The 26,623-nt window shown below is 69.2% G+C and carries 28 protein-coding genes and 1 tRNA gene; 10 read left to right on the top strand and 19 right to left on the bottom strand.

Annotated elements, in window-relative coordinates; translation table 11 throughout:
* Positions 1-103: 103 nt before the first annotated feature.
* The 5 genes from FFS56_RS10310 (at position 104) to hrpB (ending at position 7,311) form a co-directional block, all read left to right on the top strand.
* Positions 104-1,066 carry a bile acid:sodium symporter gene (locus FFS56_RS10310; RefSeq protein WP_046747260.1) on the top strand — a complete coding sequence of 321 codons (963 nt, stop codon included), beginning with the start codon at positions 104-106 and terminating at the stop codon, positions 1,064-1,066.
* An 84-nt stretch (positions 1,067-1,150) separates the two neighbouring features.
* Positions 1,151-2,323 carry a DUF418 domain-containing protein gene (locus FFS56_RS10305; protein WP_127011814.1) on the top strand — a complete coding sequence of 391 codons (1,173 nt, stop codon included), beginning with the start codon at positions 1,151-1,153 and terminating at the stop codon, positions 2,321-2,323.
* A 164-nt stretch (positions 2,324-2,487) separates the two neighbouring features.
* Positions 2,488-2,916 carry a MarR family transcriptional regulator gene (locus tag FFS56_RS10300; protein WP_046746699.1) on the top strand — a complete coding sequence of 143 codons (429 nt, stop codon included), beginning with the start codon at positions 2,488-2,490 and terminating at the stop codon, positions 2,914-2,916.
* 170 nt (positions 2,917-3,086) lie between these two features.
* On the top strand, positions 3,087-4,679 hold the full coding sequence (locus FFS56_RS10295; RefSeq protein ID WP_046746700.1) for a flotillin family protein: 1,593 nt from the start codon (positions 3,087-3,089) through the stop codon (positions 4,677-4,679).
* A 76-nt stretch (positions 4,680-4,755) separates the two neighbouring features.
* Positions 4,756-7,311 carry an ATP-dependent helicase HrpB gene (hrpB, locus tag FFS56_RS10290; RefSeq protein WP_127011812.1) on the top strand — a complete coding sequence of 852 codons (2,556 nt, stop codon included), beginning with the start codon at positions 4,756-4,758 and terminating at the stop codon, positions 7,309-7,311.
* A gap of 20 nt (positions 7,312-7,331) precedes the next feature.
* On the opposite strand, the gene FFS56_RS10285 is transcribed toward hrpB, so the two are convergent.
* The 5 genes from FFS56_RS10285 to FFS56_RS10265 form a co-directional block, all read right to left on the bottom strand.
* Complete coding sequence (locus tag FFS56_RS10285; RefSeq protein ID WP_046746701.1) at positions 7,332-8,066, bottom strand: ABC transporter permease; 735 nt, start codon at positions 8,064-8,066, stop codon at positions 7,332-7,334.
* On the bottom strand, positions 8,063-8,848 hold the full coding sequence (locus FFS56_RS10280) for an ABC transporter ATP-binding protein (protein ID WP_208644295.1): 786 nt from the start codon (positions 8,846-8,848) through the stop codon (positions 8,063-8,065). Before FFS56_RS10280 ends, FFS56_RS10285 begins: the two co-directional genes overlap by 4 nt.
* 134 nt (positions 8,849-8,982) lie before the next feature.
* On the bottom strand, positions 8,983-9,579 hold the full coding sequence (locus FFS56_RS10275; RefSeq protein ID WP_058631477.1) for a TetR family transcriptional regulator: 597 nt from the start codon (positions 9,577-9,579) through the stop codon (positions 8,983-8,985).
* A gap of 42 nt (positions 9,580-9,621) precedes the next feature.
* Positions 9,622-10,377 carry an AAA family ATPase gene (locus tag FFS56_RS10270; RefSeq protein ID WP_127011811.1) on the bottom strand — a complete coding sequence of 252 codons (756 nt, stop codon included), beginning with the start codon at positions 10,375-10,377 and terminating at the stop codon, positions 9,622-9,624.
* Positions 10,378-10,447: 70 nt separating this feature from the next.
* Positions 10,448-11,944, bottom strand: coding sequence for an L-serine ammonia-lyase, iron-sulfur-dependent, subunit alpha (locus tag FFS56_RS10265; protein ID WP_046746704.1), 1,497 nt, complete (start codon positions 11,942-11,944; stop codon positions 10,448-10,450).
* A 126-nt stretch (positions 11,945-12,070) separates the two neighbouring features.
* Here FFS56_RS10265 and FFS56_RS10260 point away from each other — a divergent pair, with 126 nt between their 5' ends.
* Positions 12,071-12,367, top strand: coding sequence for a hypothetical protein (locus FFS56_RS10260; protein WP_046746705.1), 297 nt, complete (start codon positions 12,071-12,073; stop codon positions 12,365-12,367).
* 84 nt (positions 12,368-12,451) lie between these two features.
* On the opposite strand, the gene FFS56_RS10255 is transcribed toward FFS56_RS10260, so the two are convergent.
* Positions 12,452-14,182: an FAD-binding protein gene (locus FFS56_RS10255; RefSeq protein WP_046746706.1), complete on the bottom strand. Its 1,731-nt coding sequence runs from the start codon at positions 14,180-14,182 to the stop codon at positions 12,452-12,454.
* A 71-nt stretch (positions 14,183-14,253) separates the two neighbouring features.
* On the opposite strand from FFS56_RS10255, the gene FFS56_RS10250 reads away from it, so the two are divergent.
* Entirely contained in the window at positions 14,254-15,192 is a 939-nt protein-coding gene (locus FFS56_RS10250; protein ID WP_046746707.1) for a LysR family transcriptional regulator, read from the top strand.
* Between the two features lie 101 nt (positions 15,193-15,293).
* On the opposite strand, the gene FFS56_RS10245 is transcribed toward FFS56_RS10250, so the two are convergent.
* Both FFS56_RS10245 and FFS56_RS10240 read right to left on the bottom strand, forming a co-directional pair.
* Positions 15,294-15,366: transfer RNA gene (locus FFS56_RS10245), tRNA-Arg, on the bottom strand.
* A 64-nt stretch (positions 15,367-15,430) separates the two neighbouring features.
* Positions 15,431-16,015 (bottom strand): hypothetical protein, encoded by a 585-nt coding sequence (locus tag FFS56_RS10240; protein WP_058631503.1) that lies wholly within the window; start codon positions 16,013-16,015, stop codon positions 15,431-15,433.
* Positions 16,016-16,144: 129 nt separating this feature from the next.
* Here FFS56_RS10240 and FFS56_RS10235 point away from each other — a divergent pair, with 129 nt between their 5' ends.
* The gene (locus FFS56_RS10235) at positions 16,145-16,984 is read left to right on the top strand and encodes an SDR family oxidoreductase (RefSeq protein ID WP_127011810.1); all 840 of its coding nucleotides are present in this window, start codon (positions 16,145-16,147) and stop codon (positions 16,982-16,984) included.
* Positions 16,985-17,032: 48 nt separating this feature from the next.
* On the opposite strand, the gene FFS56_RS10230 is transcribed toward FFS56_RS10235, so the two are convergent.
* The 8 genes from FFS56_RS10230 to FFS56_RS10195 form a co-directional block, all read right to left on the bottom strand.
* On the bottom strand, positions 17,033-17,893 hold the full coding sequence (locus FFS56_RS10230; RefSeq protein ID WP_127011809.1) for a hypothetical protein: 861 nt from the start codon (positions 17,891-17,893) through the stop codon (positions 17,033-17,035).
* Positions 17,893-18,138, bottom strand: coding sequence for a hypothetical protein (locus FFS56_RS10225; RefSeq protein WP_127011808.1), 246 nt, complete (start codon positions 18,136-18,138; stop codon positions 17,893-17,895). Before FFS56_RS10225 ends, FFS56_RS10230 begins: the two co-directional genes overlap by 1 nt.
* A 112-nt stretch (positions 18,139-18,250) precedes the next feature.
* Complete coding sequence (locus tag FFS56_RS10220; RefSeq protein WP_046746712.1) at positions 18,251-18,916, bottom strand: GntR family transcriptional regulator; 666 nt, start codon at positions 18,914-18,916, stop codon at positions 18,251-18,253.
* 114 nt (positions 18,917-19,030) lie between these two features.
* On the bottom strand, positions 19,031-19,672 hold the full coding sequence (locus FFS56_RS10215) for an NAD(P)-binding domain-containing protein (RefSeq protein WP_127011807.1): 642 nt from the start codon (positions 19,670-19,672) through the stop codon (positions 19,031-19,033).
* 56 nt (positions 19,673-19,728) lie between these two features.
* Positions 19,729-20,670: a GNAT family N-acetyltransferase gene (locus FFS56_RS10210; RefSeq protein ID WP_164734081.1), complete on the bottom strand. Its 942-nt coding sequence runs from the start codon at positions 20,668-20,670 to the stop codon at positions 19,729-19,731.
* Positions 20,671-20,686: 16 nt separating this feature from the next.
* Positions 20,687-21,121, bottom strand: coding sequence for a Fe-S cluster assembly sulfur transfer protein SufU (sufU, locus tag FFS56_RS10205; RefSeq protein ID WP_046746714.1), 435 nt, complete (start codon positions 21,119-21,121; stop codon positions 20,687-20,689).
* Positions 21,118-22,425, bottom strand: a complete 1,308-nt coding sequence (locus tag FFS56_RS10200) for a SufS family cysteine desulfurase (protein WP_127011805.1) — start codon at positions 22,423-22,425, stop codon at positions 21,118-21,120. Before FFS56_RS10200 ends, sufU begins: the two co-directional genes overlap by 4 nt.
* A gap of 43 nt (positions 22,426-22,468) precedes the next feature.
* Positions 22,469-22,849, bottom strand: a complete 381-nt coding sequence (locus tag FFS56_RS10195; RefSeq protein WP_127011804.1) for a helix-turn-helix domain-containing protein — start codon at positions 22,847-22,849, stop codon at positions 22,469-22,471.
* A gap of 89 nt (positions 22,850-22,938) precedes the next feature.
* On the opposite strand from FFS56_RS10195, the gene FFS56_RS10190 reads away from it, so the two are divergent.
* Positions 22,939-23,346, top strand: coding sequence for a nuclear transport factor 2 family protein (locus tag FFS56_RS10190; protein ID WP_046746717.1), 408 nt, complete (start codon positions 22,939-22,941; stop codon positions 23,344-23,346).
* 76 nt (positions 23,347-23,422) lie between these two features.
* Positions 23,423-24,070: a LysE family translocator gene (locus FFS56_RS10185; RefSeq protein ID WP_046746718.1), complete on the top strand. Its 648-nt coding sequence runs from the start codon at positions 23,423-23,425 to the stop codon at positions 24,068-24,070.
* Between the two features lie 10 nt (positions 24,071-24,080).
* Here the strand turns inward: FFS56_RS10185 and FFS56_RS10180 are convergent, their stop codons facing one another.
* The 3 genes from FFS56_RS10180 to FFS56_RS10170 all read right to left on the bottom strand — a co-directional run bounded on the left by FFS56_RS10180 (position 24,081) and on the right by FFS56_RS10170 (position 26,544).
* Complete coding sequence (locus FFS56_RS10180) at positions 24,081-24,881, bottom strand: DUF1206 domain-containing protein (RefSeq protein ID WP_058631512.1); 801 nt, start codon at positions 24,879-24,881, stop codon at positions 24,081-24,083.
* A gap of 76 nt (positions 24,882-24,957) precedes the next feature.
* On the bottom strand, positions 24,958-25,593 hold the full coding sequence (locus FFS56_RS10175) for a GyrI-like domain-containing protein (RefSeq protein WP_046746720.1): 636 nt from the start codon (positions 25,591-25,593) through the stop codon (positions 24,958-24,960).
* A gap of 84 nt (positions 25,594-25,677) precedes the next feature.
* A complete protein-coding gene (locus tag FFS56_RS10170; RefSeq protein WP_127011803.1) occupies positions 25,678-26,544 on the bottom strand; it encodes a GyrI-like domain-containing protein in 867 nt (288 codons plus the stop codon).
* Between the last annotated feature and the right edge of the window lie 79 nt (positions 26,545-26,623).

Here is a 26,623-nt window from a genome sequence, read left to right as displayed (position 1 = left end):
CCGCTCGAGCACGCAAATGTAGTAGAGCCTGAAGTTCTACCTACACTGCAATGTATCGCATCCCGCGTAATCGCCGTGAAAAAACAGGGTCTTGGAGGTGGTGATGCGCGAGCTGACGGCATGGGGCGAGCGGCACCAGGTGATGTTGTACCTGACGTCCATCGTCGTCGGCGCCGCGATCGGTCTATGGGCACCTGCGAGTGCTCCGTGGTGGGAGTCTGCGATGACCCCTGCCCTGGGGCTGCTTCTCTACGCGACGTTCTTGAGCGTGCCTTTCTCTCGCGTCGGGCGGGCCTTCACCGACTGGCGTTTCCTCGTCACGCTGCTGATCGTGAACTTCGCCGTCGTGCCGCTCGTGGTGTTCGGCCTGACCAGGTTCGTCGCCACCGACGAAGCCGTGCTCCTCGGTGTACTGCTCGTGCTGCTCACTCCCTGCGTGGACTACGTGATCGTGTTCACCGGCCTCGCCGGTGGCGAACGCGCCCGGCTGCTGGCGGCGACTCCACTGCTCATGCTGGTGCAGATCCTCCTGCTCCCCGTCTACGTCTCCCTCATCATGGGGCCGGGCGTTCTGCGTTCGTTCGATGCCCGCCCTTTCGTCGACGCGTTCCTCCTCCTGATCGTGCTGCCTCTCGGGCTGGCCGCGCTGACGCAGCTGACGGCGAGGAGACACGCGTTCGCTCGGGCCGTCGAGCAGGGATCGGCAGGGGGAATGGTGCCGCTCATGATGCTGACCCTGTCCACCGTCGTCGCCTCGCAGGTGGCGGACCTCGGCGATGCATGGGCAGGCGTGCTCGTGACGGTTCCGCTCTTTCTGGGATTCGCCGTGATCGTCGGGCCGCTCGGAGCCCTGGCGGCACGCGTCGCACGACTCGATGCGCCGGGGCGGCGTGCCGTGGTGTTCAGCGCCGTCACCCGCAACTCGCTCGTGGTGCTGCCGTTGGCACTGGCACTTCCGAGTGCTTTCGCGATCGCCCCGCTCATCGTCGTGACGCAGACGATGGTGGAACTGATCGTCATGGTCGTGATGGTGGCGCTCGTCCCACGCCTGGTCCGTGGCGACTGACCGCTCTCCACCCACAGCCCGATATCCCGCCCGTATCGAAAACGCCATACGCTCCGGCAACCGCCTCTGCCGTGGGCTGGACCCATGAACGATCTCGCTCCACCTTCCGCGACACCTGCGGCACCGACATCCTCCCGCCGTATCGCGTCGCTCGACGTCATCCGCGGCGTGGCCATCATCGGCACCCTCGCGAGCAACATCTGGCTGTTCCGCGCGTTCTTCGGCGAACGGGTCATCGACATCTGGTGGGATGACCTGCTGTCGGCCGCCTCGAACGGCAAGTTCCTCGGGCTCCTGACGATCATGTTCGGGATCGGACTCGAGATCCAGCGTCAAGCCGCTCTGCGCCGGGGAAGCCGGTGGCCCGGCACCTACCTCATCCGCACCGGGCTGCTGTTCCTCGACGGAATGCTGAACTACATCTTCGTGGTGCAGTTCGACGTGCTCCGGGCCTATGCGATCCTCGGTTTCGTGGTCGCCTTCGTGCTCCTGCTGCCCGAGAAGCGCCAGTGGATCTTCATCGGGGTCGCACTGACCGCGCACATCACCCTCATGCTCATGCCGCTGTTCACCGCCGATGGCACCTTCATGCTCCCGGGGCTCGTGTTCCCGGGAGACGCGGGCGATTCGAGCGGCCAATCGGGGTACTGGGCGACGGTGCAGGCGAACTCACTGACCGTGTTCTCCGACCTCACCATCGGCACGGACACCGGGTCCATCCTTTCGCTCGGGCTCGTGCTCTTCACGCTGGGCGCGATCCTGTATCGTCACGGGCTGTTCGAACCGCGAGGGGCACGCCTGCGCAGGTGGGTCATGATCATCGGACTCGGCATCGGTCTTCCGCTGGAGCTCACCTTCTTCCTCGCGCAGGACCAGTTCGGGCTCGACCGGTTCCTCTCCGCTCCCTTCGTCGCCTTCGGCATCCTCGCCCTGATGGCCGCGTTCTATCAGAGACACCCCATCGGGTTCGTCGGGCGGCAACTCTCCCTCGTCGGACGGATGGCGTTGAGCTGCTACGTGCTGCAGAACATCCTCGGGAGAGTCGCGCAGCAGCTGATCGGTCACTCGCCGCTGTCGACGACGCTCGACCCACTCGTGGGAACCCTCGTGATGTTCGTCGGCATCGCCGGCATCGTCGTCCTCTTCGCGAACCTCTGGTCCCGCCGGTTCCGGAAAGGACCGCTCGAGTACATCTGGGACGTCAGCTTCCGATTCCTCACTCGCAGGCGCGCGATGCCTGCGCTCAAGATTCCGTGATCAAACCGTTGCATTCGTTATCTCGCCGTTATACAGTGATCGCACGGTGAATGTTTGCTGTGGCATCCACCGCATGTGATTGCAGGACACTCTTGGTGCAAGGGACAAGGGCCGGTCGGGAGCCTCTCCGACCGGCCCTTTACTGTTCGCACTATTCTGTGAGGATGACCGATCGCAAGCTCGCCCTGGAGGCCTGGGAGAGCCTGTTCCGCGCGCAGCACGAGCTGTTCACCGAGATGACGGGCGACTTCGAGCACAGCGATATCGCGCAGGCCGAGTACGACGTGCTGCTCACCGTCACCCGCTCCCCCGACCTCACAGCGCGGCTGCGGGACATCACGGCGAATATGCTCATCAGCCAACCCAGCGTCTCGCGACTGGTCGACCGCATGGTCGCGCGCGGTCTCGTGGCGAAGTGCCCCGACCCCGACGACGGTCGCGGCGCACTGATCCGCGCGACGGACGAGGGGGCACGGGCCTTCCGCTCGCTCGCCACTGTGCACGGACGCTCGATCGCCGAGCGCATGTCCCGCCTCGACGACGACGAGCTCCGCGCCCTGCGCGACCTCGCGGAGAAGCTCCGCAAGGGCTGACGTCCGACTCTCCTCCACAGCTTCTCTGGGGGAGGATGAGTTCCCCATGGGGAACGGGAGATGACGTCCGCCGCGGCGACGCCGGGCGCTTTTCTGGCAGGGTGGGGGCGAAGGCGCGCATTACGGCGCGTCCGAGACCGCCCCCTCGGGGGGAACCAGGGAGGTCATCCATGGAGATCGCCGGAATCGTCGGCATCCTCGTCATCGTCGGCATCGCCGTCGTCGTCGCCGTCGTCCTACTGCTCGTCCTGCTGCTGTTCGCGCGCAGCTGGATCAAGGTCGCTCGCGCCGACGAGGCACTCGTCATCTCGGGGCGCAAGCAGAAGGTGCAGACGGCAGTGCTCTCGGCCGACGGCTCGAGCAGGTCCGAGATGTCGGAGTCGCCGGTCACCGTGATCGTGAACGGCAAGTCGCTCGTGAACCCGATCACGCAGCGTCACGAGATCATCTCGCTGCGTTCTCGTCAGGTCTCCCTGAACGCCGAAGCGCAGTCGCTCGACAGCGTGACCCTGAACGTCGACGGTGTCGCGATCGTGAAGATCGGATCCGACCCGATCCTGGTCCGCCGCGCAGCCGAGCGATTCGCCTCGCAGGACAAGGCCATCGAGCAGTTCACCACCGAGCAGCTCGAAGGTGCGCTCCGCGGTATCGTCGCCACCCTGTCGGTCGTCGAGCTGATGCGCGAGCGCAAGAAGTTCTCGGACCAGATCGCCGCAGACGTCTCGCAGGAGCTCGCCGAGCAGGGTCTGATCCTCGACTCGTTCCAGATCAAGGGCATCACCGACAAAGTGGGCTACATCCAGTCGCTCGGCGCCCCCGAGATCCAGGCGAAGCGCCAGTCCGCCGAGATCTCGCAGACCAACGCCGACCGCGCGATCAACCAGAAGAACATCGCCAACCAGGAAGCGAACCTGATCGAGCAGACCGCGCTCGACACCAACACCGCCAACGCGGACTCCGGCATCGGCCGGGCGCGCGCCGAAGCCGAGCAGGCCGAGGCACTCGCCCGCGCGCAGGCCGAGCAGGCGGTGCTGCAGCAGCAGGCCGAGAACAAGCAGGCACAGCTCGACGCCGACGTGAAGCGCGTCGCCGACGCCCAGCGCTACGAGGCGGAGACCCGAGCCCAGGCCGAGCTCTACACACGTGAGCGCTCGGCGGAGGCCGCCGCGATCGAGCAGGTCAAGCAGGCTGAGGCCCGCACGCGCATCGCCGAACAGCAGGCCCAGGCCGACAAGGCCCGCGCCGAGGGTGAAGCAGCAGCGGCGATCGCGAAGGCCAGCGGTGAGGCGAATGCCCTCCGAGCCCAGGCCGAGGCCGAAGCAGAAGCCCGCCGCCTCCGCGCCAGCGCCGAGGCCGACGCGATCCGTGCCGAGGGTGACGCCCGTGCGGCAGCCCTGGAGGCGGAGGCCAAGGCCATCGCCTCGAACCAGGACGCATTCCTCTCGCAGCGCGTCCTCGAGGTGCTGCCGTCGATCATGGCCGAGTTCTCGAAGGGCTATGCGGCGATCGGCAACGTGTCGATCATCGGCAGCTCCGGCGAAGACGGCGCATCCACCGTCGTGGGCGCCGACAGCGCCAAGGCGCTCGCCTCGGTGTTCGACAGCGTCCACTCGGCTACGGGGCTCGACCTGGCCGGCATCATCCAGGGTCAGGCCGTGGGCCGCGGCTTCGGCGCAGGAGTCGCAGAGGCTTCGGCGGCCGCGCCCACGCCGCGCGTCGCGACGCCGACCACGCCACCGCCGCCCGCGCCGCCCGCGGAGTAGTCGGCGCATGACGGCAGATGCCGCGATCGATTCGGTCGCGGCATCCGCCGTTTCTCCGACCGGGCAGACTGGACGGATGACGCGCGCCGCCTTCGACATCGCCACGATCGGCGCCGGCCTGTCGTTCGCCGGCGCCGTCGAGGAGCTCTCCGCCGCCCTCGACACGAGTTCATCCGTGGTAGTGACCGCACCGCCGGGCACGGGCAAGACCACCCTGGTGCCTCCGCTTCTCGCCTCGCGAACCCCCGGGCGGGTGATCGTCACCCAACCGCGCCGGGTCGCCGCACGCGCGGCCGCTCGCCGACTCGCGCAGCTCGACGGCTCGCCGCTCGGCGGGCGCGTGGGATTCACCGTCCGCGGCGAGCGCTCCGCGGGAGCCGACACGAAAGTCGAGTTCGTCACGGCGGGGGTCCTCCTGCGACGGATGCTCGACGACCCGGGACTCGACGGTGTGGGCGCGGTCATCATCGACGAGGTGCACGAGCGCGCCATCGAGACCGACCTCCTCGTCGGTCTGCTCTCCGAGGTGCGCGAGCTGCGGGACGACCTGATGGTCGTGGCGATGTCGGCCACCCTCGACGCCGCCCGGATCGCCGCCATCATCGGCACCGACGAGTCCCCTGCGCCGGTCGTCGACCACGACGTCCCGGCCTTCCCCCTCACCGAGCGATGGGCTCCGAGTCCCGTGCCCCGCCTCGACGAACGCGGAGTCACCCGGGGGTTCCTCGACCACGTCGCGAGCATCACCGCATCCGCAGCCGCCGAACTGGTCCGCGAAGACCCGGAAGCCGATGTGCTGGTCTTCGCCCCCGGCGCTGGTGAGGTGTCGGAGATCGCGCGACGCCTCCGCTCCCTCAGCGACGCCTTCGACGTGCGCGAGTTGCACGGGCGGATCGCCCCGGCGGAACAGGACGCCGTGATCCGCGGCCGCGCGCCGCGCGAGGTCCCCCGCATCATCGTCACCACCTCCCTGGCCGAGTCATCTCTCACCGTGCCGGGTGTACGGCTAGTCGTGGACACCTGCCTGTCGCGGCAGCCCCAGCGTGACGCGGCCCGTGGCATGACGGGTCTGGTCACCACCGCCGCCTCACGCTCCTCGTGCGTGCAGCGTGCCGGACGCGCCACCCGGCAGGGCCCCGGCGCCGTGATCCGCTGCGTCGACGAGCGCACTTACGCCGCGGCTCCCGCTCGTCCGTCGGCGGAGATCGCCACGGCCGACCTCACCGACGCCGCCCTCCTCCTCGCCTGCTGGGGCGCACCGGGTGGCGCGGGTCTGCGCATGATCGAACCGCTGCGAGCCGACAGCCTCGCCGACGCCGTGGCCGTGCTCCGCGGACTCGGCGCGATCGACGACGACGGTCGCGCCACGGCACACGGCCGAGTGCTGGCACGTATCCCGACCGACCCGCGACTGGCCAGGGCGCTGCGGGACGGCAGTCCCGTGGTGGGGAACCGACTCGCCGCTGAGGTGGTCGCGCTTCTGAGCGGAGACCAGCGCGTCCCCGACACCGACGTCGCCCACGCTCTCATCGCACTGCGCGGAAGTCGGACCCCCGACGCTCGCCGTTGGCACGAGGACGCGCGTCGCCTGGAGCGGATGGTCGATCCGACGCCGGACACGCGTTCGGGCCTCGAGGGGGTGGGTCTCGTGATCGCGCTGGCCTTCCCTGACCGTGTCGCCCACCGCGTCGAGCGCTCGGAGTCGGGCGCGACCTTCCTGCTGGCTTCGGGCACCCGGGCCGGGGTCACCGGTCCGCTCGCCGCCGTGGAGTGGCTGGCCGTGGCCGACGTCACCCGGGCCTCATCGCGGGCGGCGGCGGGCTCCGGCGCGGTCATCCGATCGGCGGCGGTGCTGACGGAGGGGCAGATGGAGAGCGCGGCCAGCCACCTGATGACAGACCGCATCGAGGCCGAGTTCGTCGGAGGTCGCGTGCAGGCCCGCCGTGAGCGCCGGATCGGGGCGATCGTCCGCTCATCGGTGCCGGTGCGGGCGGCGGCGGCGGAAGGCCGGGATGCCGTGGAGCGGGCGCTCCGACGCGACGGACTCGGCATGTTCACCTGGTCCGAGAGTGCGGATGCCCTGCGCCGCCGACTCGCGCTGCTGCGACGCGAGCTCGGCGAACCCTGGCCCGACGTGTCGGACTCGGGGCTGCTCGAATCGCTCGACACGTGGCTGGCGACGGAGCTCGATGCCCTCGCGTCCGGTGCCCCCGCCAGCCGGCTGGATCTCACGTCCGCCCTTCGCCGTCTGCTGCCCTGGCCGGAAGCCGTGCACCTGGATACGCTCGCCCCGGAACGGCTCGCCGTGCCCAGCGGGTCCCGGGTGCGCATCACCTACCCGGAGCCCGACGGCGACGCGACCGCACGCCCCGTCGTGGCAGTGAAGCTGCAGGAGTGCTTCGGCTGGGCGGAGACGCCGCGGCTGGTGGACGGACGCGTTCTCGTGCTCTTCCACCTGCTGTCCCCGGCGGGGCGGCCGCTCGCCGTCACAGACGACCTCGCCTCCTTCTGGTCCGGTCCCTACGCCCAGGTGCGCGCCGAGATGCGCGGCCGCTACCCCCGGCACCCGTGGCCCGAGGACCCATGGGCCGCGGCGCCGACCAAGCACACCAAGAACCGCGCCGCTCGCTGACCCGCACCCCCGAGCCGGTCTCAGCCAGTTCGCCGCCGCAGTGTGAGGGCGGCAAGCGCCAGGGCGCCGACGGCGAACGCCACGACGATGAGCAGCGGACCGAACACGTCCGCGCCCTCGTCCCCCGCCGCGACCGCGTTGATCGTGTCGATCGCGTAGCTGAGCGGCAGCCAGTCGGAGATGGCGTGCAGCACATCGGGCATCTGGTCTCGGGGCATGAACAGACCGCCGAGGATGATCTGCGGGAACACCAGCAGCGGCATGAACTGCACGGCCTGGAACTCGGTCTGGGCGAACGCGCTCGCCAGCAGCCCGAGCGCCGTGCCGAGCAGAGCATCGACAACCGCGACGAGGCCGAGCTGCCACAGCGGCCCGTCGACGTCGAGGCCGCACACCGCGACCGCGAACGACACCGTGATCACCGCCTGCAGCAGGGCCATCAGCCCGAACGCGAGTGCGTAGCCGAGGATGAAGTCGGCCTTCTCGAGTGGCGTGGTCATCAGCCGTTCGAGCGTGCCGGAACGGCGCTCGCGCAGGGTGGTGATCGATGTGATGAGGAACATCACGATGAACGGGAACAGCGCCAGGATCGCACCGCCGAACTGATCGAACACACCGTCCTGCTCGCTGAACAGCCAGGCGAAGAGACCGACGAGCAGGCTCGGGGCGATGAGCATCAGGGCGATCGACCGCGGGTCGTGCCGCAGCTGCGTGAGCACGCGCCCGGCGGTCGCGAACAGCCGACGTCCGTTCATCCCTCGACCCCCTCATTCCGCTCGTGCGCCTCTCGCCGCGCCCGCCTTGTGGTCGCGGCGCCGGCCGCCCTGTCGCGCTCGATCAGAGCGAGGAACGCGGCTTCGGCGTCGCTCGTGCCGGTGTCGGCAAGCAGCGACGACGGCGTCGTGTCGGCGATGATCCGCCCTTCCCGCATCAGGAGCAGCCGATCGCAGCGCACCGCCTCGTCCATCACATGGCTCGAGACGATGAGTGTGACGCCCCGGTCGGCAAGGCGGCGGAACAGGCTCCACAGCTCGGCGCGCAGCACAGGGTCGAGGCCGACCGTCGGCTCGTCCAGCACGATGAGCTCGGGGGCGCCGATCAACGCCACCGCGAGCGACACCCGCGTCGCCTGGCCGCCGCTCAGCGAATCGACGAGCTGCGCCGCCTGCGCGCCGAGGCCCACCTCCTGGATGACCCGGTCGACGTCGCCCCTCGGCGCCTTCAGGAGCGACGCAAAGTATGAGAGGTTCTGCCTCACGCTGAGATCGCCGTAGACCGAGGCGCCCTGCGTGCCGTACGCGACACGATGCCGCAGCTGGCGGGAACCGCCCGGCTCACCGAGAACGGTCACGTCGCCCGACGCGATCCGCTGCACGCCGACGATCGACCGCATGAGCGTGGTCTTGCCGCACCCCGAGGGTCCCAACAGTCCCGTGATCTGGCCGCGGGGCACGGCGAGGTCGATGCCGTCGAACACACGAACGGCCCCGCGCCGCACGCGCAGCTGCGTGATCTCGACGGCAACATTATTCATCATGCGATGAATTATGCGCCTCCCGATCGACGGCGTCAACGGGTTCTCCAGAGCGCAGAAAGGTGCACAGCAGTAGAAGGCGCAGAGCAGGAGAAGGTGCAGAGCAGGAGGAAGTGGAGCTCAGAAGGAAGTGGAGCTCAGTCGAAGAGGTAGCGCTGCACCGTGGGGCCCAGCCGTGCGACGAGGTCCTCCACCGGGGCGGCAGCGAGCGCCGGGAGCTTCAGCACATATCGGGCGATCAGCATCCCGGCGATCTGCGAGGCGACGAGCGATGCCCTGAGGTCGGCGTCGTCGACGTCGAGGCTCCGCGAGATGCGGGAGAGGAGCTCACGCGAGAGGAATCCTGCCAGCAGCGGTGTCGTCACCCGACTCCCGATCGCGGTGCGGAGGAGCATGACCCCGCGCCGGCGCACCTCGGGCTGTTCGAACGCCTCGAGGACGTATCGGATCAGACGTTCACCGACCTCGTCACGCGGACCCGTGAGGATCCCCGGCACATCGATGTCCGGACGCAGCGGGATGCCCACGGCTTCGGCGAAGAGGTCGGCTTTGGTGCCGAAGTAGTGGTGCACGAGGGCGGAGTCCACCCCGGCCCGCGCGGCGATGGAGCGGATCGTCGCTCCGTCGTAGCCCTTCTCCCCGAAGTCGTCCACGGCGGACGCGATGATGCGCGCCCGCGAGTCCGAGACGCCGCGGGGACGGCCACGCCGTCTGGGGGGCTTGTGCTCGGTCATGCCCGTCAGCCTATGATGCGCGGCGATGGCACGGCGCGCCGGTCAGTCGAGCAGATGACGCAGATAGCGCGTCGGATGCTCGAGGAACGAACGCCAGTGGTTCACGATCTCGAGGTCGTCCCACTCGGCCGGGCGCACACCCCACTCGCCTACCTCGAGGATCTTCGCTCCCGGCAGGGCCGCCAGCACCGGCGAGTGGGTGGCGCACAGCACCTGCCCTCCCTCGTCGGCGATGCGTCGGAGCACGGCGATCAGGGCGAGGGTGGAGTTGAAGGACAACGCGGCCTCCGGCTCGTCGAGACAGTAGAAGCCCGGCTCGTCGAAACGGCTCTCCAGCAGTGCGAGGAACGACTCGCCGTGGCTCATCTCGTGGAACGGCACATCGGGTGCGCTGGTCGACGGGTTCTCCTCGAGGTAGGTGTAGAAGGAGTGCATCGTCTCTGCACGGAGGAAGAACCCCCATCGGCTCGAGCCCACTCCCCGCTGCAGCCGCAACCACTCGGACAACGGCGATTCGGTCGCCCGCGTGGTGTGTCGAGCCTGCCGGGAACCTCCCTCGGGCGAGAGGCCGTACGCGATCGCGACGCCCTCGACCAGGGTGGACTTGCCGCTGCCGTTCTCGCCGACCAGGAAGGTCACCCCGGGGCCGAGGTCGATCCCCTCACGCAGCACCTGGGCGACCGCGGGGATGTTCGTCGGCCACCCCGTGCCCGTCGTCGGTGCCTCATCGTTCGGACGGACCGCGACGACGGGCTGCTGCCGTCGTCGTCGAGAGGTCGGCTCCCAGAACGCATCCATCGTGATCCCTCCCCGTGTGGCGTCTCGGAGAGGCTACCCGCATCCCCCGACAGGGACACGGGAAGGAGCCTCAGCACTCGATGACGTTGACAGCGAGGCCACCCTCGCTCGTCTCCTTGTACTTGGTGGACATGTCGGCCCCCGTCTGGCGCATCGTCTCGACGACGGCGTCCAGCGAGACGTAGTGGCTGCCGTCGCCGCGAAGGGCGAGCCGCGCAGCGGTTACGGCGGTCGAGGCGGCGATCGCGTTGCGCTCGATGCACGGAATCTGCACGAGCCCGCCGATCGGATCGCACGTGAGACCGAGGTGGTGCTCCATCGCGATCTCGGCCGCGTTCTCGATCTGCCGGTTCGTGCCGCCCATCACCGCGGTGAGGCCGCCGGCCGCCATGGCACAGGCGCTGCCGACCTCGGCCTGGCACCCGCCCTCCGCGCCGGAGATCGACGCGTTGGCCTTGAACAGCGACCCGAGTGCCGTCGCGGTCAGCAGGAAGCGACGGATGCCGCGGCGACGGTTCGCCTCAGCGGTCTGCTCCTCGTCGAGGTCGCTCCCGTCGCTCACCGCACGCACGTCCGACTCGAAACCGAGCAGCGCACTGCCGACCAGCTCGCCGTACGGGGTGACCGCGTTGCCCGCCCCGAGCCCCGAGTCGGCAAGGAAACGCCACCAGTACATCGCGACGGCGGGGAGGATGCCTGCTGCTCCATTGGTCGGCGCCGTGACGACACGACCGCCCGCCGCGTTCTCCTCGTTCACGGCGAGCGCGAAGGCCCCGAGCCATTCCCCGGGAAGCTCGCGATGCCCGTCGGCTTCCACCTCCTCGAGCTGGCCGCGGATCACACCGGCGCGCCGCTTGACCTTGAGGATTCCGGGGAGCGTGCCCTCGGCGTGGAGGCCGGCATCGACACACCCCGACATCGCATCCCAGATCGCATCGAGCCCGGCAGCGACCTCCTCCTCCGAGCGCAGCGATGTCTCGTTCAGTCGCGCCACCTCGGCGATCGACAGTCCGTTCTCGTCGCAGAGCGCGAGCAGCGACGCCGCATCCGCGTAGGAATACGGGAATCCGGCGGTCGTGAGCTTCGCCTCCTCGCCGTCGCGTCGGATGAAGCCTCCGCCGACCGAGTAGTAGGTCTCCTCGGCGAGCACCGCACCCGCGTCGTCCCAGGCGGTGATCGTCATGGCGTTCGGGTGTCCGGGAAGCCGGGTGCGCGGCGCGAACACGATGTCGTCCTTCGCGAAGGGGACGTCGTGGGTGCCGTCGATGCGGATCATGGCTTGCGCGGGCAGATCGGTCCAGGCTGCACGGACGTCGGCAGGATCGCAGGTCTCCGGCGTGAGACCGCGCAGGCCCGCGACGACCGCATCCGGGGTGCCGTGCCCGATACCCGTCGCTCCGAGCGAACCGTAGAGGGTGGTGCCGATCCGGGCGACCTGGGGAAGGATGCCCGTCGCTGTGAGTCGCCGAGCGAAGTCGAGGGCCGCTCGCATCGGTCCGACCGTATGGGAGCTCGATGGCCCCACTCCGATGGAGAAGAGGTCGAAGGCCGAGACGTACGCTGTCACCCCTCCAGGCTACGCCGGATTCACCACTTCGGTTCACCGCGGTTAACTCACCAGCGCGTCAAGCCCCTTCCCGTCCTGCGTGTGCGGAGCCATCCTGTTCGGAACACATCGTCGAAAGGGGTCATCATGACCGACACCACTCCCGACCCGGAGACCACGGACGAGGCCTCCCCCGAATCGCAGACCCCCACGCCCACGCCGTCGTCGGACACGAGCGAGGGCGAGGTCACGACACCCGCCGAGGCGGAATCGCCAGAAGACGCCGACCCGAGCGAGGTTCCGAGCACCGAGGAGCTCGAAGAGCCCAGCACCGAGAAGGCCCCGGGCGAAGAGCCCAAGGCTCCGAAGCGCGATGAGCCCGAGCCCGATCACGAGGCGGTCGGCATCGGCGTGATCGACACGGAAGAGCCGCAGGCCGACTGAGCTCCCGAAGAATCCGGAGCACCACAGAGGCCCCGTCCTGCTGTCATCGGCAGGACGGGGCCTCGGTCGTGAACGGGGTCCCCGCTACTCGACGAGCTTGCCCTCGGTGTCGACCTCCCGCATGAGCTCGGCGATCTCGGGCGAGATCTCAGGGATCGCCTCTCGGGTCACACCGTCCTTCGGCGACCACACCAGGTTCACCTGCAGTGTCGGGTCGGTGTCGGGGAAGTCGCTGCGGTTGTGGCATCCGCGGGTCTCCCGACGTTCCAGCGCCGCCTCGAGGGTGGCGCGCGCAGCGAGCGCCGACGCCTTGAGATCGAACGCGTGCGCGAGGTCCTGGAAACCCGCGATGTCGGGGTGGATGCCGATGTCCTCCATGCGCCCCTCGATCATGTCGAGGTCGGCGAGTCCCGCGCGCAGCCCCTCCTCCGAGCGCACGACTCCGGCGTACTCGGTCATCAGGTTGCGGATCGCCCGCTGCAGGGCGCGGACGTTCTCACGTCCCTCCGCGGCGAGCAGGTCGTCGATCTCCGCACGCGCCTCGGCGACGGCCGTCGCCGACCGACGCTGCGCATCCAGCCCGGCCGCATGCTCCATGGCCGCCTGCCCCACGATCCGCCCGTAGACGAGCAGCTCGATGAGCGAGTTGCCCCCGAGTCGGTTGGCGCCGTGCAGTCCGCTCGAAGCCTCGCCGATCGCGTAGAGGCCGTCGACGTCGGTCTGGTGGTCTTCCGGCCGCACCCACACACCGCCCATCGAGTAGTGCGCGGTCGGTGCGATCTCGATCGGGTCGGTGGTGATGTCGAGCATCTGCAGCTCCATCATCGTCTGATAGACGCGTGGCAGCCGGGTCATGATCGTCTCGCGCGGCAGGTGCGACACGTCGAGCCAGACGCCACCGTTCTCGGTGCCGCGACCTTCCTGGATCTCGGTGTACGCCGCGAGCGCGACGCGGTCCCGCGTCGACAGCTCCATCCGCTCGGGGTCGTACTTCGCCATGAACCGCTCACCGAGCGCGTTGCGCAGGATGCCGCCCTCGCCGCGAGCCGCCTCGGAGATCAGGGTTCCCGCCGCGCTCTCCGGCTCGATGATGCCGGACGGGTGGAACTGGACGAGCTCGGGGTCGCGCAGGCGAGCTCCCGCGTCGACCGCCAGGCGGAAGGAGTCGCCCGTGTTCTCGTCACGGCGGGAAGAGGTGCGGCGCCAGATGCGGTTGTGTCCGCCCGCGGCGAGGATCACGGCATCCGCGTGGATGAGGTAGCGGGTGCCGTCGGCCTGGTCGAAGCCGTAGGCCCCGAACACGACGTTGTCGCGCACCAGGAGGCGGGTGATGTAGACGTGGTCGAGGATCGGCACGTCGAGCTGCTCGGCCTTGCGCACGAGGGTGCGCTGGATCTCGAGCCCCGTGTAGTCGCCGGCGAATGCCGTGCGGCGGAAGGTGTGAGCGCCGAAGAACCGCTGCGAGATGCGGCCGTCGTCTTCACGCGCGAAGTCCATGCCCCAGCGCTCGAGGTCGCGGATGCCCCGCTCGGCGCCCTGGGTGACGATCTCGACCGTGTGCGGGTTGGCGAGGAGGTAGCTCTCCTTGATGGTGTCGGCCGCATGCTGCTGCCAGCTGTCCTCCGCGTCCATCGTGCCGAGCGCGGCGTTGATGCCGCCGGCGGCGAGCGAGGTGTGCGCGTCCTGCCGCGGCCGTTTGCCCACGGCGAGCACGTCGACGCCGTGTTCGGCGATCTCGATCGCTGCCCGGAGGCCCGAACCTCCGGTGCCGATGACGAGGACGGTGGTGGATATTTGACGTTCGCGCGTAGCCATGCGGTCCACGGTAGTTAGGGGATCCTAATAACTCCAATGCATAGTTCGACTTGAAACGATGCGGGTAGGCTATGGCCATGAACCTCGAGCAGCTCCGCGGGTTCGTCGAGGTCGCGCGTCTCGGACACTTCACCCGCGCCTCCGAGCACCTGCACCTGGCACAGCCGTCTTTGAGCCGGCAGATCTCGACGCTGGAGCGCGAACTCGGCGCCGAGTTGTTCCATCGTGCGCGCGGTCACATCGCCCTCACGGCCGCCGGCGAGACGCTCCTCCCCCGCGCACAGCGCATGCTGGCGGAGGCCGATGCCATCCGCGACGAGATGGGCGAGCTGGCCGGGCTCCGACGGGGACGCGTGCGCCTCGGCGCCCCTCCCACCCTCTGCATCAGCCTCGTCGCCGAGGCGATCCGCTCCTTCCACGCCGCGCACCCCGGCGTCGACCTGCATCTCACCGAAAGCGGATCTCGCCGCCTCGTCGAGGAGCTCGCCGTCGGCGCCGTCGACATCGCACTCATCACGGAATCCGACGGCCCTCCACCCTCGGGGTTCAGCCTCACGAGGATGCCGCTGCTCACCGAGGAACTCGTCGTCGTCTCGGCCGCGACCGAGCCGCCCGTATCGAGCTCGGCATCCATGACGCTCCTCCACCTCGCGTCCCTCCCCCTGATCGCGCTCGACGAGACCTACGAGCTTCGAGCCACGACCGATGCGGCGTTCCGCGCCGAGGGTCTCAGGCCCACCCATGTGCTCGAAGGCGCCGAGATGGACGCGGTACTGCGTTTCGTCGAGCGCGGTGTCGGCGTCGCGGTGGTGCCGGCGATGGTGCTCCTCGATCGCCCCGCCCTGCGATCGGTCCGGCTGACGCACCCCATGATGACCCGCACGGTCAGCCTCGCCCACCGTGCGGATGTGACACCGGCCGTCGCCGTCGCGGCGATCCGCGACGTGATCGTCGCGACCGCCGCCGAGGTGGCCGACCGCGACCCGGCGATCACGAGCCTGCTCACCTGACGACGCGGGGCTCATCCTCAACGATGAGTCGGCTCGTTCCCGACAACGCAGAAACGGCCTCCACCGAAGTGGAAGCCGTTTCTCACTGTCTCAACACAGTGTGCGCCCGAAGGGACTCGAACCCCTAACCTTCTGATCCGTAGTCAGATGCTCTATCCATTGAGCTACGGGCGCCCGGCCCGCTCAGCGGGCCGTAGAACAGCCTACAACAGTCCCGACGCGAAAGCGAAACGAGGCCTCAGTCGTCGGCCGATGCGGCCTTCTGCTGCTTCTTCCGCCTCTTGGCCTTGGCTCTCTGCTCCGAGGAGAGCGCCTGCAGGTCGACGAGTCGAAGGGCCTGCATCCGGGCCTCGCGCATGCGGTTGTAGTCGGGATCCTGGTCGGGGCGCATCCCCTCGACACGCAGTCGACGGTCGAGATTGTGGCGCACGTCGGCCCAGGCCGCGCTCCTCGCCTCCTCGACGATGGCGGCGAGCTGCTCCCGGTCCTGCATGATCTCGCGCAGACGCACAGCGACGCCGGTGGACTGCTTGGCCCGACGGCGGAGGTTGCGCACATCGCGATCGCGGTAGTCGTGCGTTCCCACCGGGTCGGAATGCCGGCCCCTCGCCCGCTTGCGCAGGGCGGTGACGGTGGCCGCGGCTTCTTCAGACTCCTCTGCCATGGCACGGAGCGCCTCACGCGCGTCGTCGATGTACTTGTCCATGTCGAACACGCCGTCCTCGGCGATGGTGCCGATGAGGATGTGGTTCTTGACGGCCAGGCGCGCGGCAGCGGTCGCGATCGCGACGCCTTCGGCGATGGCATCCGCTGTCCGTCCCACCGGTACCTCCTCTCCTTGAGCGTACCGGTATCGATGCGGCCCGGTGTCGGCCAGAATGGTCGGAATCAGCATGCCCCACCCATCCGACATCCGCGGGCTCGCGCCCCGATCACGCCCTGCAGGAGACGCATGAAACACCTCGATCTCACCGGGGGCACCACCGTGATCACCGGAGGCGCCAACGGGATGGGCGCGGAGATCGCACGCCGGCTCGCCACCCGAGGAACATCTCTCGCGCTGGTCGACCACGACACCGCGGCTCTCGCGAGGATCGCCGAGGAGCTGCACGACGCACGGGTGACCACGCACGTCGTCGACCTCCGCGACGACGACGCCGTCTTCGCAGCCGTCACGGACATCACCGAGTCGCACCCGCGGATCAATGCGCTGATCACGTGCGCCGGCTCCTCCATGCTCGGCGACATCGATCAGCTGACGATGGAGGAGATGCGCTGGCTCACCGACGTGAACCTCTGGGGCACCGTGTCCGTCACCAAAGCGCTCCTCCCCGCGCTCCGCGCCGCCCCTGCCGCCCACATCACCCATCTGGCGAGCGTCTACGCCCTCGCCGCCCCCGCCGGACGGATCCCCTACGCGGTGAGCAAATTCGCCGTCCGCGCCTTCTCGGAAGCACTGCGGCACGAGCTGGAGGGCACCTCTGTGACCGTCGGCGCCGTGTACCCGGCAGGGGTGCGCACCGGGATCATCCTGCACGGCCGCTATGCCGCGGCGATCGACCCGGAGGTCGCCGCCCGCGCCGCCGCCGCCCAGGCGGAGATGTACCACACCGAGCCCGCAGACGCGGCGGCGCGGATCATCCGCGCGACCGAACGACGGGCTGCACGGACCATGGTCGGCCGCGAGGCGCGCCTCATCGATGTGCTCACCCGTATCGCGCCGGCGTCGTACTGGCGTGTGATGCGGCGGCCGCTGCGCGAAGCGATCGACACGACGACGCCGATATCCTGACGCCGCTGTGCTGACGACGCTGTCCTGACGCCGCTGAGGCGCACCGCCTCAGCGGACGACGCCCACCCAGATGCCCGAGGCCCACGCCTGCTGATCGCCGTTGCAGCCGACCGATCCGGGATATCCGCGCACCACGGCCATGCAGTTGGCGAGGAACTCCGGGTCGCCGCCGAACAGCGACCCGTAGGCACCGGACGACGTGAGCGAGCCCCATACACGGAACTGATAGATGTGCGCGAGCTCGTGCGCCATCGCCCAGTTCAACCGGCCGGCGCCCCAGTTCGCGATGTCGGCGCGGTACTTGATGTACCCGTTGCTGTTCGCGCAGGCCGGGGCGTTTCCCCCCGCACAGGACGACGATTCGTAGAGCCCGACGCCTCCACCGCCGACGAGGTCGAGCGCCGCCCGCACCCGCGCGTAGCCGTCAGGGCCGCTCGACGCCCACGCCGGCCCGCCGGGGCCCGAGCTCTGCGCCGCCTGCCACGAGGCGACCTCCGTGCCGACCTTCTCGGTGAGCGCGTGCACGGTCGCCGTGGCCGCAGCGACCGTGTCGGGGTTCTCCTTCTCGGCGGCGACGGTCTGCTGTGCCGAAAGCGCGGCAGCACGGTGCGCGGCGGTGTCCACCCGCCCCTCCGCACCCTTGAGGGCGACGGTGAGCGCCTGCACCTCCGCGAGGAAGGCGGGACGCTGGGCGAGGACGGCGGCGCGCTCCGCGGTGTCCTGCTCCGCGCGGTCGACCGCGCCGTCGAGGTAGTCCGTGCGCTGTCCGGCATCGTGGTACTGCTCGGTGAGCGCGGTCAGCTCAGCGACGGCGGACGCCCTCTCCTGCTCAAGGCCCTGGGATCTGCCGATCATCCCCGAGACGAGGAGCACGGAGGCCGCGAGCGCGACGGCCACGGCGCGACGCATCACGGGAGGAAGCCCGTCGTGTCCGCGATCTGCGCGTCCTGCTCGGCGAGCTGAGAACGCAGCGCGGTCAGCTGCGCGGCGAGCTCCCGGTTGTCGCTCCTCGTCGTCTCCAGCGCGCGTTCGATCCGCACGATCTCCGCTTTGACCGCGGCGATCGATTCCAGACGCTCCTGATCGGCGATGGCGACGACTGTGATCCCACCGACAAGCAAGAGGCATCCGACCGCGACAGCAAGACCTCGCATCTCGCTCCCCAGGACAGCGCACCAGTTCCGGACCGACTCCGATCGCCCCAATATACAACCGGAGGCGCCTCCGCAGGACCTCACCTCGGGGGGGGGCGCGGACCCGCGAGGCTCAGACCGTCAGGTCGCTGCGCGCCGCAAGCCGCCGCTCCGCCGCGGACTGGCCGCTGGCGAGGTGCGCCGGCACGATCCGACGCAGCGCTTCCGTATCCCGCGCCGTCATCGCCTCGAGGATGATCCTGTGCTCGTCCGCCATGGCGAGCAGGTCGTCGTGCTGACCGAACAGCCAGCGCAGACGGGTGAGGAAGACGGCGATCAGCTCTCCGAGCATCTCGTTCGCGGCGAGTTCGACGGCGACCTCATGGAACTCCGCCGCCGCGATCCTCGCCGCCTCGGAATCCTCGGCACGTGCGGCCGCGAGCTCGCGCTCGTACGCGGCACGGATGCGGGCGATACCCGCCTCGTCGTGCCGCTCCGCCGCGAAGACGAAGATCAGCGTCTCGATGGCCTCGCGCACCTCTGCGAAGTCCTGGATGTCGCGGTGCGTGAACTCCCTCACGACAGCCCAGGTACGAGGACGCGCGACCACGATCCCCTCGGCGACGAGCGTGCGGATGGCTTCGCGGACCGGAAGGCGGGACACGTTCAACTCCGCGGCGATGTCCCGCTCGACGAGTCGCGCACCCGGCTTCCGGTGTCCGAGGATGATGTCGTCACGAAGGATGCGGGTGACCCGCACCGACTCGAGTTCCCCGCCTGCTGCTATAGCCCCCGCCATCTGGGCATTGTCGCACCCCTGCCGGTGTTCCTCAACTTTTGGTATCCCAAGGCTCCGCGCCGATGGACCCCGACGACCGGGCGAGAGGATGCGTCTCCCCGCCCGCATCGATGGTCAGGGCAGACGGTTCGCGCGTGCGAGGTTCTCCGTCAGCTCTTCCGCGTTCTGTCGGACCACATACGCCGGACGGTCACGCTCGACCCGCCACGACTCGCTGAGCGGTCCCACGTTGACGGTGTCGAACCCTGCCTCGTCGTAGAAGCGGGTCACGAAGGCGACAGCCTCCGCATCATCACCGGCAGTCGCCAACGCCCGCCGGTTCGGCGTGCCGGCAGGAGTGCCGTCCGACGTGATCTCCGAGGCGAAGATGTGGTTGAAGGCCTTCGCGATCTTGGAGTTCGGGAGCGCGCGCTGCACCAGCTCCGACGTCGTCGTCTCCCCCTTGTCGAGGGCTTCGATGTGCCCGTCCCGCTCGAAGTAGTAGTTGTTCGTGTCGAGCACGATCTTGCCGGCGAGCTGCTCTGCAGGCAGGTCGTCGATCGCGCGGAGCGGCACCGTGACGACCGCGACGTCCGCAGCGGCGGCGGCGTCCTCCGCAGCGGCGGCGCGAGCGTTCGGGCCGAGCTCGGCGACGAGGTCGGCGAGGGTCTCCGGTCCCCGCGAGTTCGCGATCACCACGTCGTACCCGTTCGCGATCGCCACGCGTGCGACCTGGCTGCCGATGTGTCCTGCACCGATGATTCCGAGAGTTGTCATGTCGGGACCAACGCCGGGCGCTCGAGGCTATTCCCGTCGAGTCCTCCTACGACGGCTCAGACGTCACGGAGCAGGCTCTCCTCGGTGCGGCGGTAGCCCAGCTGCTCGTACAGGTCGATCGCTCCCGTGTTGAAGCCGAAGACGTGCAGACCGATCGAGTCCGCACCGAGCCGGCGCGCCTCCCGCTCGACGGCATGCATCAGTTCGCGCCCGTACCCTCTGCGCCGGTGCTCGGCGGCCACCTCGATGTCCAGGACGAACACATGAGGACGACCTTCGCGCTGACGCACGCCGACCCACAGGATGCCGACCTCCGTCCCGTCGACGGAGGCCGTGAAGAGCTCCTGCCCCGCGGTGTCGAGTCCGTCGGGAAGCTCGGCGATCATCTGACGATGCGACTCGGCGAGCGCCTCCTCCGGGGTGTAGCGACCGGACTCGACGAGGTCGTTCGCGAACCCCTCCTCCGATGCGGCGGCGAACGTCGGGAAGCGCTCCGGGGTCATCGGCGACACGTCGACGTGGGAAGCGACGTCGCGCGCAGGGAGCGGCTCGAGCACCATCTGAATGGAGGCCACCTCGAAGCCTCTCCCGCTCGCGAACGCCCGACCGGTCGAGTCCTGCGGGAACAGCTGCATGCCGACCTGCGTGGCGCCCTCTTCTCGCGCGACCCGCAGGATCTCTGCGAGCAGATCGTCGCTGTGCGCGTCGGTGAACGGCTCGTCGACGACGAGGTCGAGGAGGAAGAGCTTGTCGTCCCGCAGAATCAGCAGGAGCGTCCCGACCTCCCCTTCCGCGTCCATGACCACGCGCATGACCCGCGCGGTCGCGGTCGCGGCGGAGTCCGGGAACACCTCGCCGAAGAGCTGATCGACGTGGGCGACCGCGTCGACGCCGGGGCGCCGGTCCGACGCCCTGTTGCCGTCGATGAGACGCTTCCGCGCGGCGGACCGCCATTCGCCGAAGCGTTCGGCGGGCAGAGGCATCAGCTGCACGGACATGCGTCCATCCTGCACCTCAGCTGCGGGTGAGCGCGTCTTCCGCTGCGACCCAGGCGAGCATGGCGCACTTGACGCGTGCGACGTACTTCGACACCCCACCGAGAGCTGCGGCATCTCCGAGCAGCTCCTCATCGGGTTCGATCTTGCCGCGGGAGCGCATCGCCTCGCGGAATGCGGCGATGCGCACCTCGAGGTCTTCGACGCTGAGCCCCTCGGCGAGCTCTGCCAGCAGCGAGGCGGATGCCTGCGAGATCGCGCAGCCGTGTCCCTCCCAGGCGATAGCCTCGATGCCGCCGTCGGCTCCGCGGTGCACCTGGAGGGTGATCTCGTCGCCGCAGGTCGGGTTCAGCTGGTGCGACTGCGCCGGGATCTCCTCCCGCAGCCCATACCCGTGCGGGGTGCGCGAGTGGTCGAGGATCAGCTCCTGATACAGGTTCTGCAGGTCGCTCATGCGCCCCTCCGGAAGAAGTCGATGGCTCCGGCGACGCCCTCGATCACGGCATCCACCTCGGCATCGGTCGTGTAGAGATAGGTGCTCGCCCTGGTGGACGAGGTCACGCCGAGCCGGCGGTGCAGCGGCTGTGCGCAGTGATGGCCGACGCGCACCGCGATGCCGAGATCGTCGAGGAACTGCCCCACGTCGTGGGAGTGGATGCCCTGGACGTCGAAGCTCGCCAGTCCCACGCGGGGCAGGTCGATACCGGCGCCGAGCACGCGCACCCCGTCGAGCGCGCTCAGACCGTCGACGAGTCGTCGACCGAAGGCCGCCTCATGCGCGGCGATACGCGGCATCCCGACCTCGGTCAGGTAGCCGACCGCTGCGGCGAGCGCGATCGCCTGCGACACCCGCTGCGTGCCCGCCTCGAAACGCTGCGGCGGCGGAAGGTACTCGGCTTCGGTCGTGGTGACCGTCGTGATCATCGAGCCGCCCGTCAGGAAGGGCGGCATCGCTGCCAGCACCTCGCGGCGGCCGTAGAGGGCACCGATCCCGGTGGGGCCGAGCATCTTGTGTCCGGACAGCACGGCGAAGTCGACGTCGAGGGCGCGCACATCGAGGGGCAGATGCGGTGCCGACTGGCAGGCGTCGAGCAGCGTCAGCGCCCCGACCTCACGGGCGAGCGCGACCAGCTGCTCCACGGGATTGATGACTCCCAGAACGTTGGAGACGTGCGTGAAGGCGACGAGCTTGGTGCGTGCCGTGATCAGCTCGGCCGCGGCGTCGAGCCGCAGGGCACCGTCGTCGTCGAGGGGGATCACCTTGAGCGTGGCGCCGGTGCGGGCCGCGAGCTCCTGCCACGGAATGAGGTTCGCGTGGTGCTCCATCTCGGTGGTGACGATCTCGTCGCCCTCTCGGAGCCGCAGGCGCTCCGCAGCCGCACCGCCACGCCCGAGCGACGCGTTCGAGACGGAGTACGCGACGAGGTTGATCGCCTCGGTGGCGTTGGAGGTCCAGACGATCTCGTCGTCGTCCGCGCCGACGAATCGGGCGACGGCCGTGCGGGCGTCCTCGAACAGCTCGGTCGCCTCGGCAGCGAGCGTGTGCGCACCGCGATGCACGGCCGAGTTCATCGAGGTGGCGAAGTCGCGCTCGGCGTCGAGCACAGCCACCGGTCGCTGTGACGTCGCCCCGGAGTCCAGATACACCAGCGGACGCCCGTGCACCTGTGCCCCCAGGATCGGGAAGTCGCCGCGAATGCGCCGCACCTCGGCGTCGTTGAGGGGGGCGATCACGTCGAGACCGGGAGAAGTGCTCATCCCTCCATGTTCCCACCTGCGGACCGGGGGTGGGCGCGACGGGTCAGGGGCCGCCGAGAGTCTTCGCGTCGGCGGCCGCGTCGTAGCGGTCCTGCGCGTCACGTACGTCCTCGACATGCGACTCCGCCCAGACCTGCAGCGCCTGGAGGGGCTCATGCAGGGTACGACCCAGCGTCGTCAGCAGATAACGGGAGTGGCCGTCGTCTCCGACGCCGCGCTCCAGCATGCCGTCGCGTTCCAGGGCGCGGAGCGTGTCGACGAGCACCTTCTTCGTGATTCCGTCCATCCTGGTGTGCAATTCGCCGAAGCGCAGAGGCTGCTCGTGCAGGAGGACGACGATCATCGCGGTCCATTTGTTCGCGATGCGCGCGAGTGATGCGCGCGACGGGCAGCTGGCCGAGAACACCGTCCACGTGTTCGACATCCGCTGCCCCTTCCGGTGACGTTGAAGTAACCGCGCCCCTGCCGAGACGCTGGATGCTCCACAGTACCGACCCATCGAGAAGGAGCATCATGTCGGCGATCGACGTCGTAGGACAGTACGGTGCGGCCATGGCCGCCGGAGACATGGAGGCGCTGGCGGCGACCTTCCATCCGGATGCCGTCTGGCACCAGCCTGGAGCGAACCAGCTGTCAGGAGATCACGTCGGCCCCGACGCGATCATCGCGCACCTGGGACGGTTCATGCAGCTGAGCGGGGGCACGTTCGCCCTCGAGACGGAGTCGGCGACCGAGAGCGGTGCCCTGGTATCCGCCACCGTGCGATTCCGCGCGCAGCGTGTGGGGCACGATGACCTCGATCAGCACGTTCTCGATCAGCACGGTGTCGACGTGTTCCGTGTCGCCGACGGCCGCATCGTCGAGGTCTGGCTGATGAGCGAGGACCAGGAAGCGGAGGACCGCTTCTGGGGTACGGCCTGATCCGTCCCCCGATTCGAGCGACGCCGGGTGGTCGCGGACCTCGACCGCCCGGCGTCCGCGCCTCTAAGCTCGTCCCATGATCGCCCAGGACACGCTGTTCACCTTCGTCGTCGCGGCGTTCATCATGGTCGTCATCCCCGGGCCGACCGTGCTCTTCACGATCGGCCGAGCCATGGCGCTCGGTCGAATGGGCGGATTCCTCAGCATCCTGGGCACGGCGGTCGGATCGATCGTGCTCGTCGTCGCGGTGGCTCTCGGCGTCGGCACCGTGATCGCGCAGTCGGTCGTGCTGTTCACGATCGTCAAGGTGCTCGGCGCCGGCTACCTGATCTTCCTGGGCATCCAGGCGATCCGCCACCGGAAGGACACGGCGAGAGCCATGGCCACGGCGCCGGCGAAGCGCTCGGGCTGGCGGCTTCTCACCGAGGGCTTCGTCGTCGGCGTCACGAACCCGAAGTCCATCGCGTTCTTCCTCGCGATCCTCCCGCAGTTCGTCGATCTGCATGCCGGATCGGTGCCGGCGCAGCTGTTCCTGCTCGGGGTGATCGTCGTGGTGATCGGCGTGAGCTGCGACGCCGTATGGGTGCTCCTGGCGAGCGCCGCCCGTGACTGGTTCGGCCGCTCGCCCCGACGTATTGAGGCGATGGGGGCGACCGGTGGCGGGCTGATGATCGCTCTCGGCGCTTTCCTGCTGGTGTGGAGCGAGAAGCCCGCCACCGCGTGAACGCTCGAACTCACATCCTGGCGTAGCGGGCCCTGGCGATGCAGAAGACGCCGTAGACGGCGAACCCCGCGCCGACAGCACCCAGGACGAGTCCGCCGAGGGGCAGATCGAGCAGACTGTGCAGGGCGGCATCGAGCCCCGCGCCCTTCTCCGGGTCCTGCGTGACGGCGGCGACGACGAAGAGCACCCCGGTCACGGCGACGGCGGTGCCCTTGCCGAAGTAGCCGATCACCCCCAGCGTCACGATGCCCCTGCGGGCGACTCCCGATGGCAGGTCGAGCAGCTTCTCGAAGCCGCGGGTGAAGCCGCCGACGATGAACCCGACCCCGACCCCGACGACCGAGAGCCCCACGACGACCAACAGGGCGACGCCGCCGGGCGCCGAGAGCAGCACCGCGCTCAGGGTCTTCGACGCCGTCTCGGAGTCGGCATCACCACCCACGGCGTAGATCAGGGCCATGCCCCCGACGATGAGGTAGGCGGCGGCGATGCCGAACAGCTTGACGCGCTGACCCCACTTCTTCGTCTCGGCCGGATCGGCGGCGAGGAAGGCACTGGCGATCTGCCACACGGCGAGCGCGATCAGCCCGGCGGCCACGAGCACGAGCAGCAGCCCTCCGATCGGGCTCTGGCGGATCTGCTCCATGGCCCCGTCCTGGTCGGCGTCACCGGAGGCGCCGGCCGCGATGGAGATCGCCACCGAGCCGATGATGACGTGGATGAGACCGAGGACGACGAAGCCGGCACGAGCGATCCGTCGGAACGTCGACGACCTCTTGGCGACGCGCGCCGCATTCTTGACCGTGCTCATCGTTGAAGCGTATCCGTCGTGCGGAACCCCGCCGAGGGGCTTGATTTCGCCTCGCCTGTCGCTCCCGCCCTGTCGCTCAGGCGTGCGGCATGACCGGCTGCCGGAGGATGGTGCGCAGCTTCGCCGGATCGGCACGGCGCAGGTCGCTCAGGTAGATCTCGTGATGGAGCCCCCGCATCTGGAGCCCGTTGTCGGGGATGAAGTGGTGATGCAGCTCTTCGAGCACCGGTCCTTCGTCGTCGAACGGTCCGACGTGGAGTGTCTGTACGCAGCTGCCCTCGTCGAGGGTCTGCAGCCGCACGGAGTCGAGCGCAGGGATCGGCTCCCTCTTCTTCACAGCCTTCTGCGACACCGACTCGACGGCTGCCGCGAACATCGCGGGGGTGATGTGATCGCCGACCATGATCATCATCGTCCACATCCAGGCCGACTTGTCACGGCGGGAGGTGAACGACTCCATGTCGGGCGCATGCCAGAGTCCCTCGAGCGGCATGACGACGGTGTCGATGCCGAGGTCGTTCCGACTCGCGAACTTCAGCGCGTATGCCAGGGGGAACAGCGCCGACACGGCGTCCCGATAGGCGGGCGCGGTGTTCGGGTCTCCTGCCCCGTCGATCGTCAGGTACTGCAGGGGCGGCACCTCGACGACGCGGAACTCGCCCCGCTTCGCCCGGTACGCGTCGAGTGTCTTCTTCGGATCGATGGCCGCCATCACGTGCCTCCCTGGATCGTGCGCTCAGTGTCGCACGGGCCACGGACACGGGGTGGGTGCGCACGCGCGCCCACCCCGCCGGCCTCAGGCCGGTTCGACCGGAAGCCAGAGCTCGCACGACGCGGAGTCACCGCTGAACTCCAGGTAGCGCACGACCGACGGGCCGGGGCGCAGCCTCCACGGGTTCGACGGGAACCACTCCGTCGCCGTGGCCGCCCACAGCGTCTGCAGAGCGGCGGGGAAGGGACCGCTGGCGGCGAAGACCGCCCACGATCCCTCTTCGACCGGAAGCACGTCGAGGTCTTCCGGAACCGATGTCGTGCTGTGCACCGCGACGCCGTGCAGATACCTCAGCAGCGAGCCTTCCGGGGCATCGGGATCGACGTCTGCCGTGACGGCCAGGATCCCCGAGGGCTCGGCATCGCCGAGGGTCTTGAGCCGCGCATGCTCCTCGGGCGGGATGGCCGCGATGTGCGCCTGGATGTGCGGATTGACGCCTTCGTGGATCAACGGAACCTCGACGGCGTGACCGACGAGCACGAGCGCGGGCCGGTGGGTGATGGTGACGTGCATGGGGATGCTCCCTTCCACGCTCAGGCGGAACCGGAGCGAGGGTTGTGTACGGAGAGGACCCCCGTCACGGCGCGCATCGGCCGGTCCGATGCCGTGCACCGCGCGGAAGGCGCGAGCGAACGCCTCGACCGAGCCGTATCCGTGGCGCACGGCCACGTCGAGCAGGCTCGGGGCGCCGGCTGCGAGTTCCGCTCCCGCGTGCGTCATCCGGCGACGACGCACGTACTCCGAGAGCGGCATCCCCGCCAGCGCCGAGAACATCCGACGCAGGTGGTACTCCGTCGTGCCGTTCTCACGGGCGAACGCGTCGATGTCGATCTCTCCCGCGACACCGTAGGTGTCGACGAGGTCGACCAGGGCGTTCAGCGTGCCGATCATGAGGTCCTCCTTTCCCCACCATCGTCGCTGCGCATCTCATACGCCGACCCGATTTCTCCGGTCGGATGCGATCGGTTCT

The organism is Microbacterium sp. Beta, from assembly GCF_005502545.1.
Lineage (GTDB): Bacteria > Actinomycetota > Actinomycetes > Actinomycetales > Microbacteriaceae > Microbacterium > Microbacterium oxydans.
Note: the sequence above shows the minus strand (reverse complement) of the source record. Positions and strands in the feature narration are given on the sequence as shown.

Coding starts and splice junctions, on each gene's coding strand:
- FFS56_RS10305 (WP_127011814.1), top strand. CDS start 1,151: ATGAACGATCTCGCTCCACCTTCCGCGACACCTGCGGCACCGACATCC.
- FFS56_RS10225 (WP_127011808.1), bottom strand. CDS start 18,138: ATGCGAGGTCTTGCTGTCGCGGTCGGATGCCTCTTGCTTGTCGGTGGG.
- FFS56_RS10295 (WP_046746700.1), top strand. CDS start 3,087: ATGGAGATCGCCGGAATCGTCGGCATCCTCGTCATCGTCGGCATCGCC.
- hrpB (WP_127011812.1), top strand. CDS start 4,756: ATGACGCGCGCCGCCTTCGACATCGCCACGATCGGCGCCGGCCTGTCG.
- sufU (WP_046746714.1), bottom strand. CDS start 21,121: ATGAGCGACCTGCAGAACCTGTATCAGGAGCTGATCCTCGACCACTCG.
- FFS56_RS10275 (WP_058631477.1), bottom strand. CDS start 9,579: ATGACCGAGCACAAGCCCCCCAGACGGCGTGGCCGTCCCCGCGGCGTC.
- FFS56_RS10185 (WP_046746718.1), top strand. CDS start 23,423: ATGATCGCCCAGGACACGCTGTTCACCTTCGTCGTCGCGGCGTTCATC.
- FFS56_RS10175 (WP_046746720.1), bottom strand. CDS start 25,593: ATGGCGGCCATCGATCCGAAGAAGACACTCGACGCGTACCGGGCGAAG.
- FFS56_RS10170 (WP_127011803.1), bottom strand. CDS start 26,544: ATGATCGGCACGCTGAACGCCCTGGTCGACCTCGTCGACACCTACGGT.
- FFS56_RS10300 (WP_046746699.1), top strand. CDS start 2,488: ATGACCGATCGCAAGCTCGCCCTGGAGGCCTGGGAGAGCCTGTTCCGC.
- FFS56_RS10280 (WP_208644295.1), bottom strand. CDS start 8,848: ATGATGAATAATGTTGCCGTCGAGATCACGCAGCTGCGCGTGCGGCGC.
- FFS56_RS10200 (WP_127011805.1), bottom strand. CDS start 22,425: ATGAGCACTTCTCCCGGTCTCGACGTGATCGCCCCCCTCAACGACGCC.
- FFS56_RS10250 (WP_046746707.1), top strand. CDS start 14,254: ATGGCCATGAACCTCGAGCAGCTCCGCGGGTTCGTCGAGGTCGCGCGT.
- FFS56_RS10220 (WP_046746712.1), bottom strand. CDS start 18,916: ATGGCGGGGGCTATAGCAGCAGGCGGGGAACTCGAGTCGGTGCGGGTC.
- FFS56_RS10270 (WP_127011811.1), bottom strand. CDS start 10,377: ATGGATGCGTTCTGGGAGCCGACCTCTCGACGACGACGGCAGCAGCCC.
- FFS56_RS10230 (WP_127011809.1), bottom strand. CDS start 17,893: ATGCGTCGCGCCGTGGCCGTCGCGCTCGCGGCCTCCGTGCTCCTCGTC.
- FFS56_RS10190 (WP_046746717.1), top strand. CDS start 22,939: ATGTCGGCGATCGACGTCGTAGGACAGTACGGTGCGGCCATGGCCGCC.
- FFS56_RS10260 (WP_046746705.1), top strand. CDS start 12,071: ATGACCGACACCACTCCCGACCCGGAGACCACGGACGAGGCCTCCCCC.
- FFS56_RS10210 (WP_164734081.1), bottom strand. CDS start 20,670: ATGTCCGTGCAGCTGATGCCTCTGCCCGCCGAACGCTTCGGCGAATGG.
- FFS56_RS10235 (WP_127011810.1), top strand. CDS start 16,145: ATGAAACACCTCGATCTCACCGGGGGCACCACCGTGATCACCGGAGGC.
- FFS56_RS10310 (WP_046747260.1), top strand. CDS start 104: ATGCGCGAGCTGACGGCATGGGGCGAGCGGCACCAGGTGATGTTGTAC.
- FFS56_RS10215 (WP_127011807.1), bottom strand. CDS start 19,672: ATGACAACTCTCGGAATCATCGGTGCAGGACACATCGGCAGCCAGGTC.
- FFS56_RS10180 (WP_058631512.1), bottom strand. CDS start 24,881: ATGAGCACGGTCAAGAATGCGGCGCGCGTCGCCAAGAGGTCGTCGACG.
- FFS56_RS10195 (WP_127011804.1), bottom strand. CDS start 22,849: ATGTCGAACACGTGGACGGTGTTCTCGGCCAGCTGCCCGTCGCGCGCA.
- FFS56_RS10285 (WP_046746701.1), bottom strand. CDS start 8,066: ATGAACGGACGTCGGCTGTTCGCGACCGCCGGGCGCGTGCTCACGCAG.
- FFS56_RS10255 (WP_046746706.1), bottom strand. CDS start 14,182: ATGGCTACGCGCGAACGTCAAATATCCACCACCGTCCTCGTCATCGGC.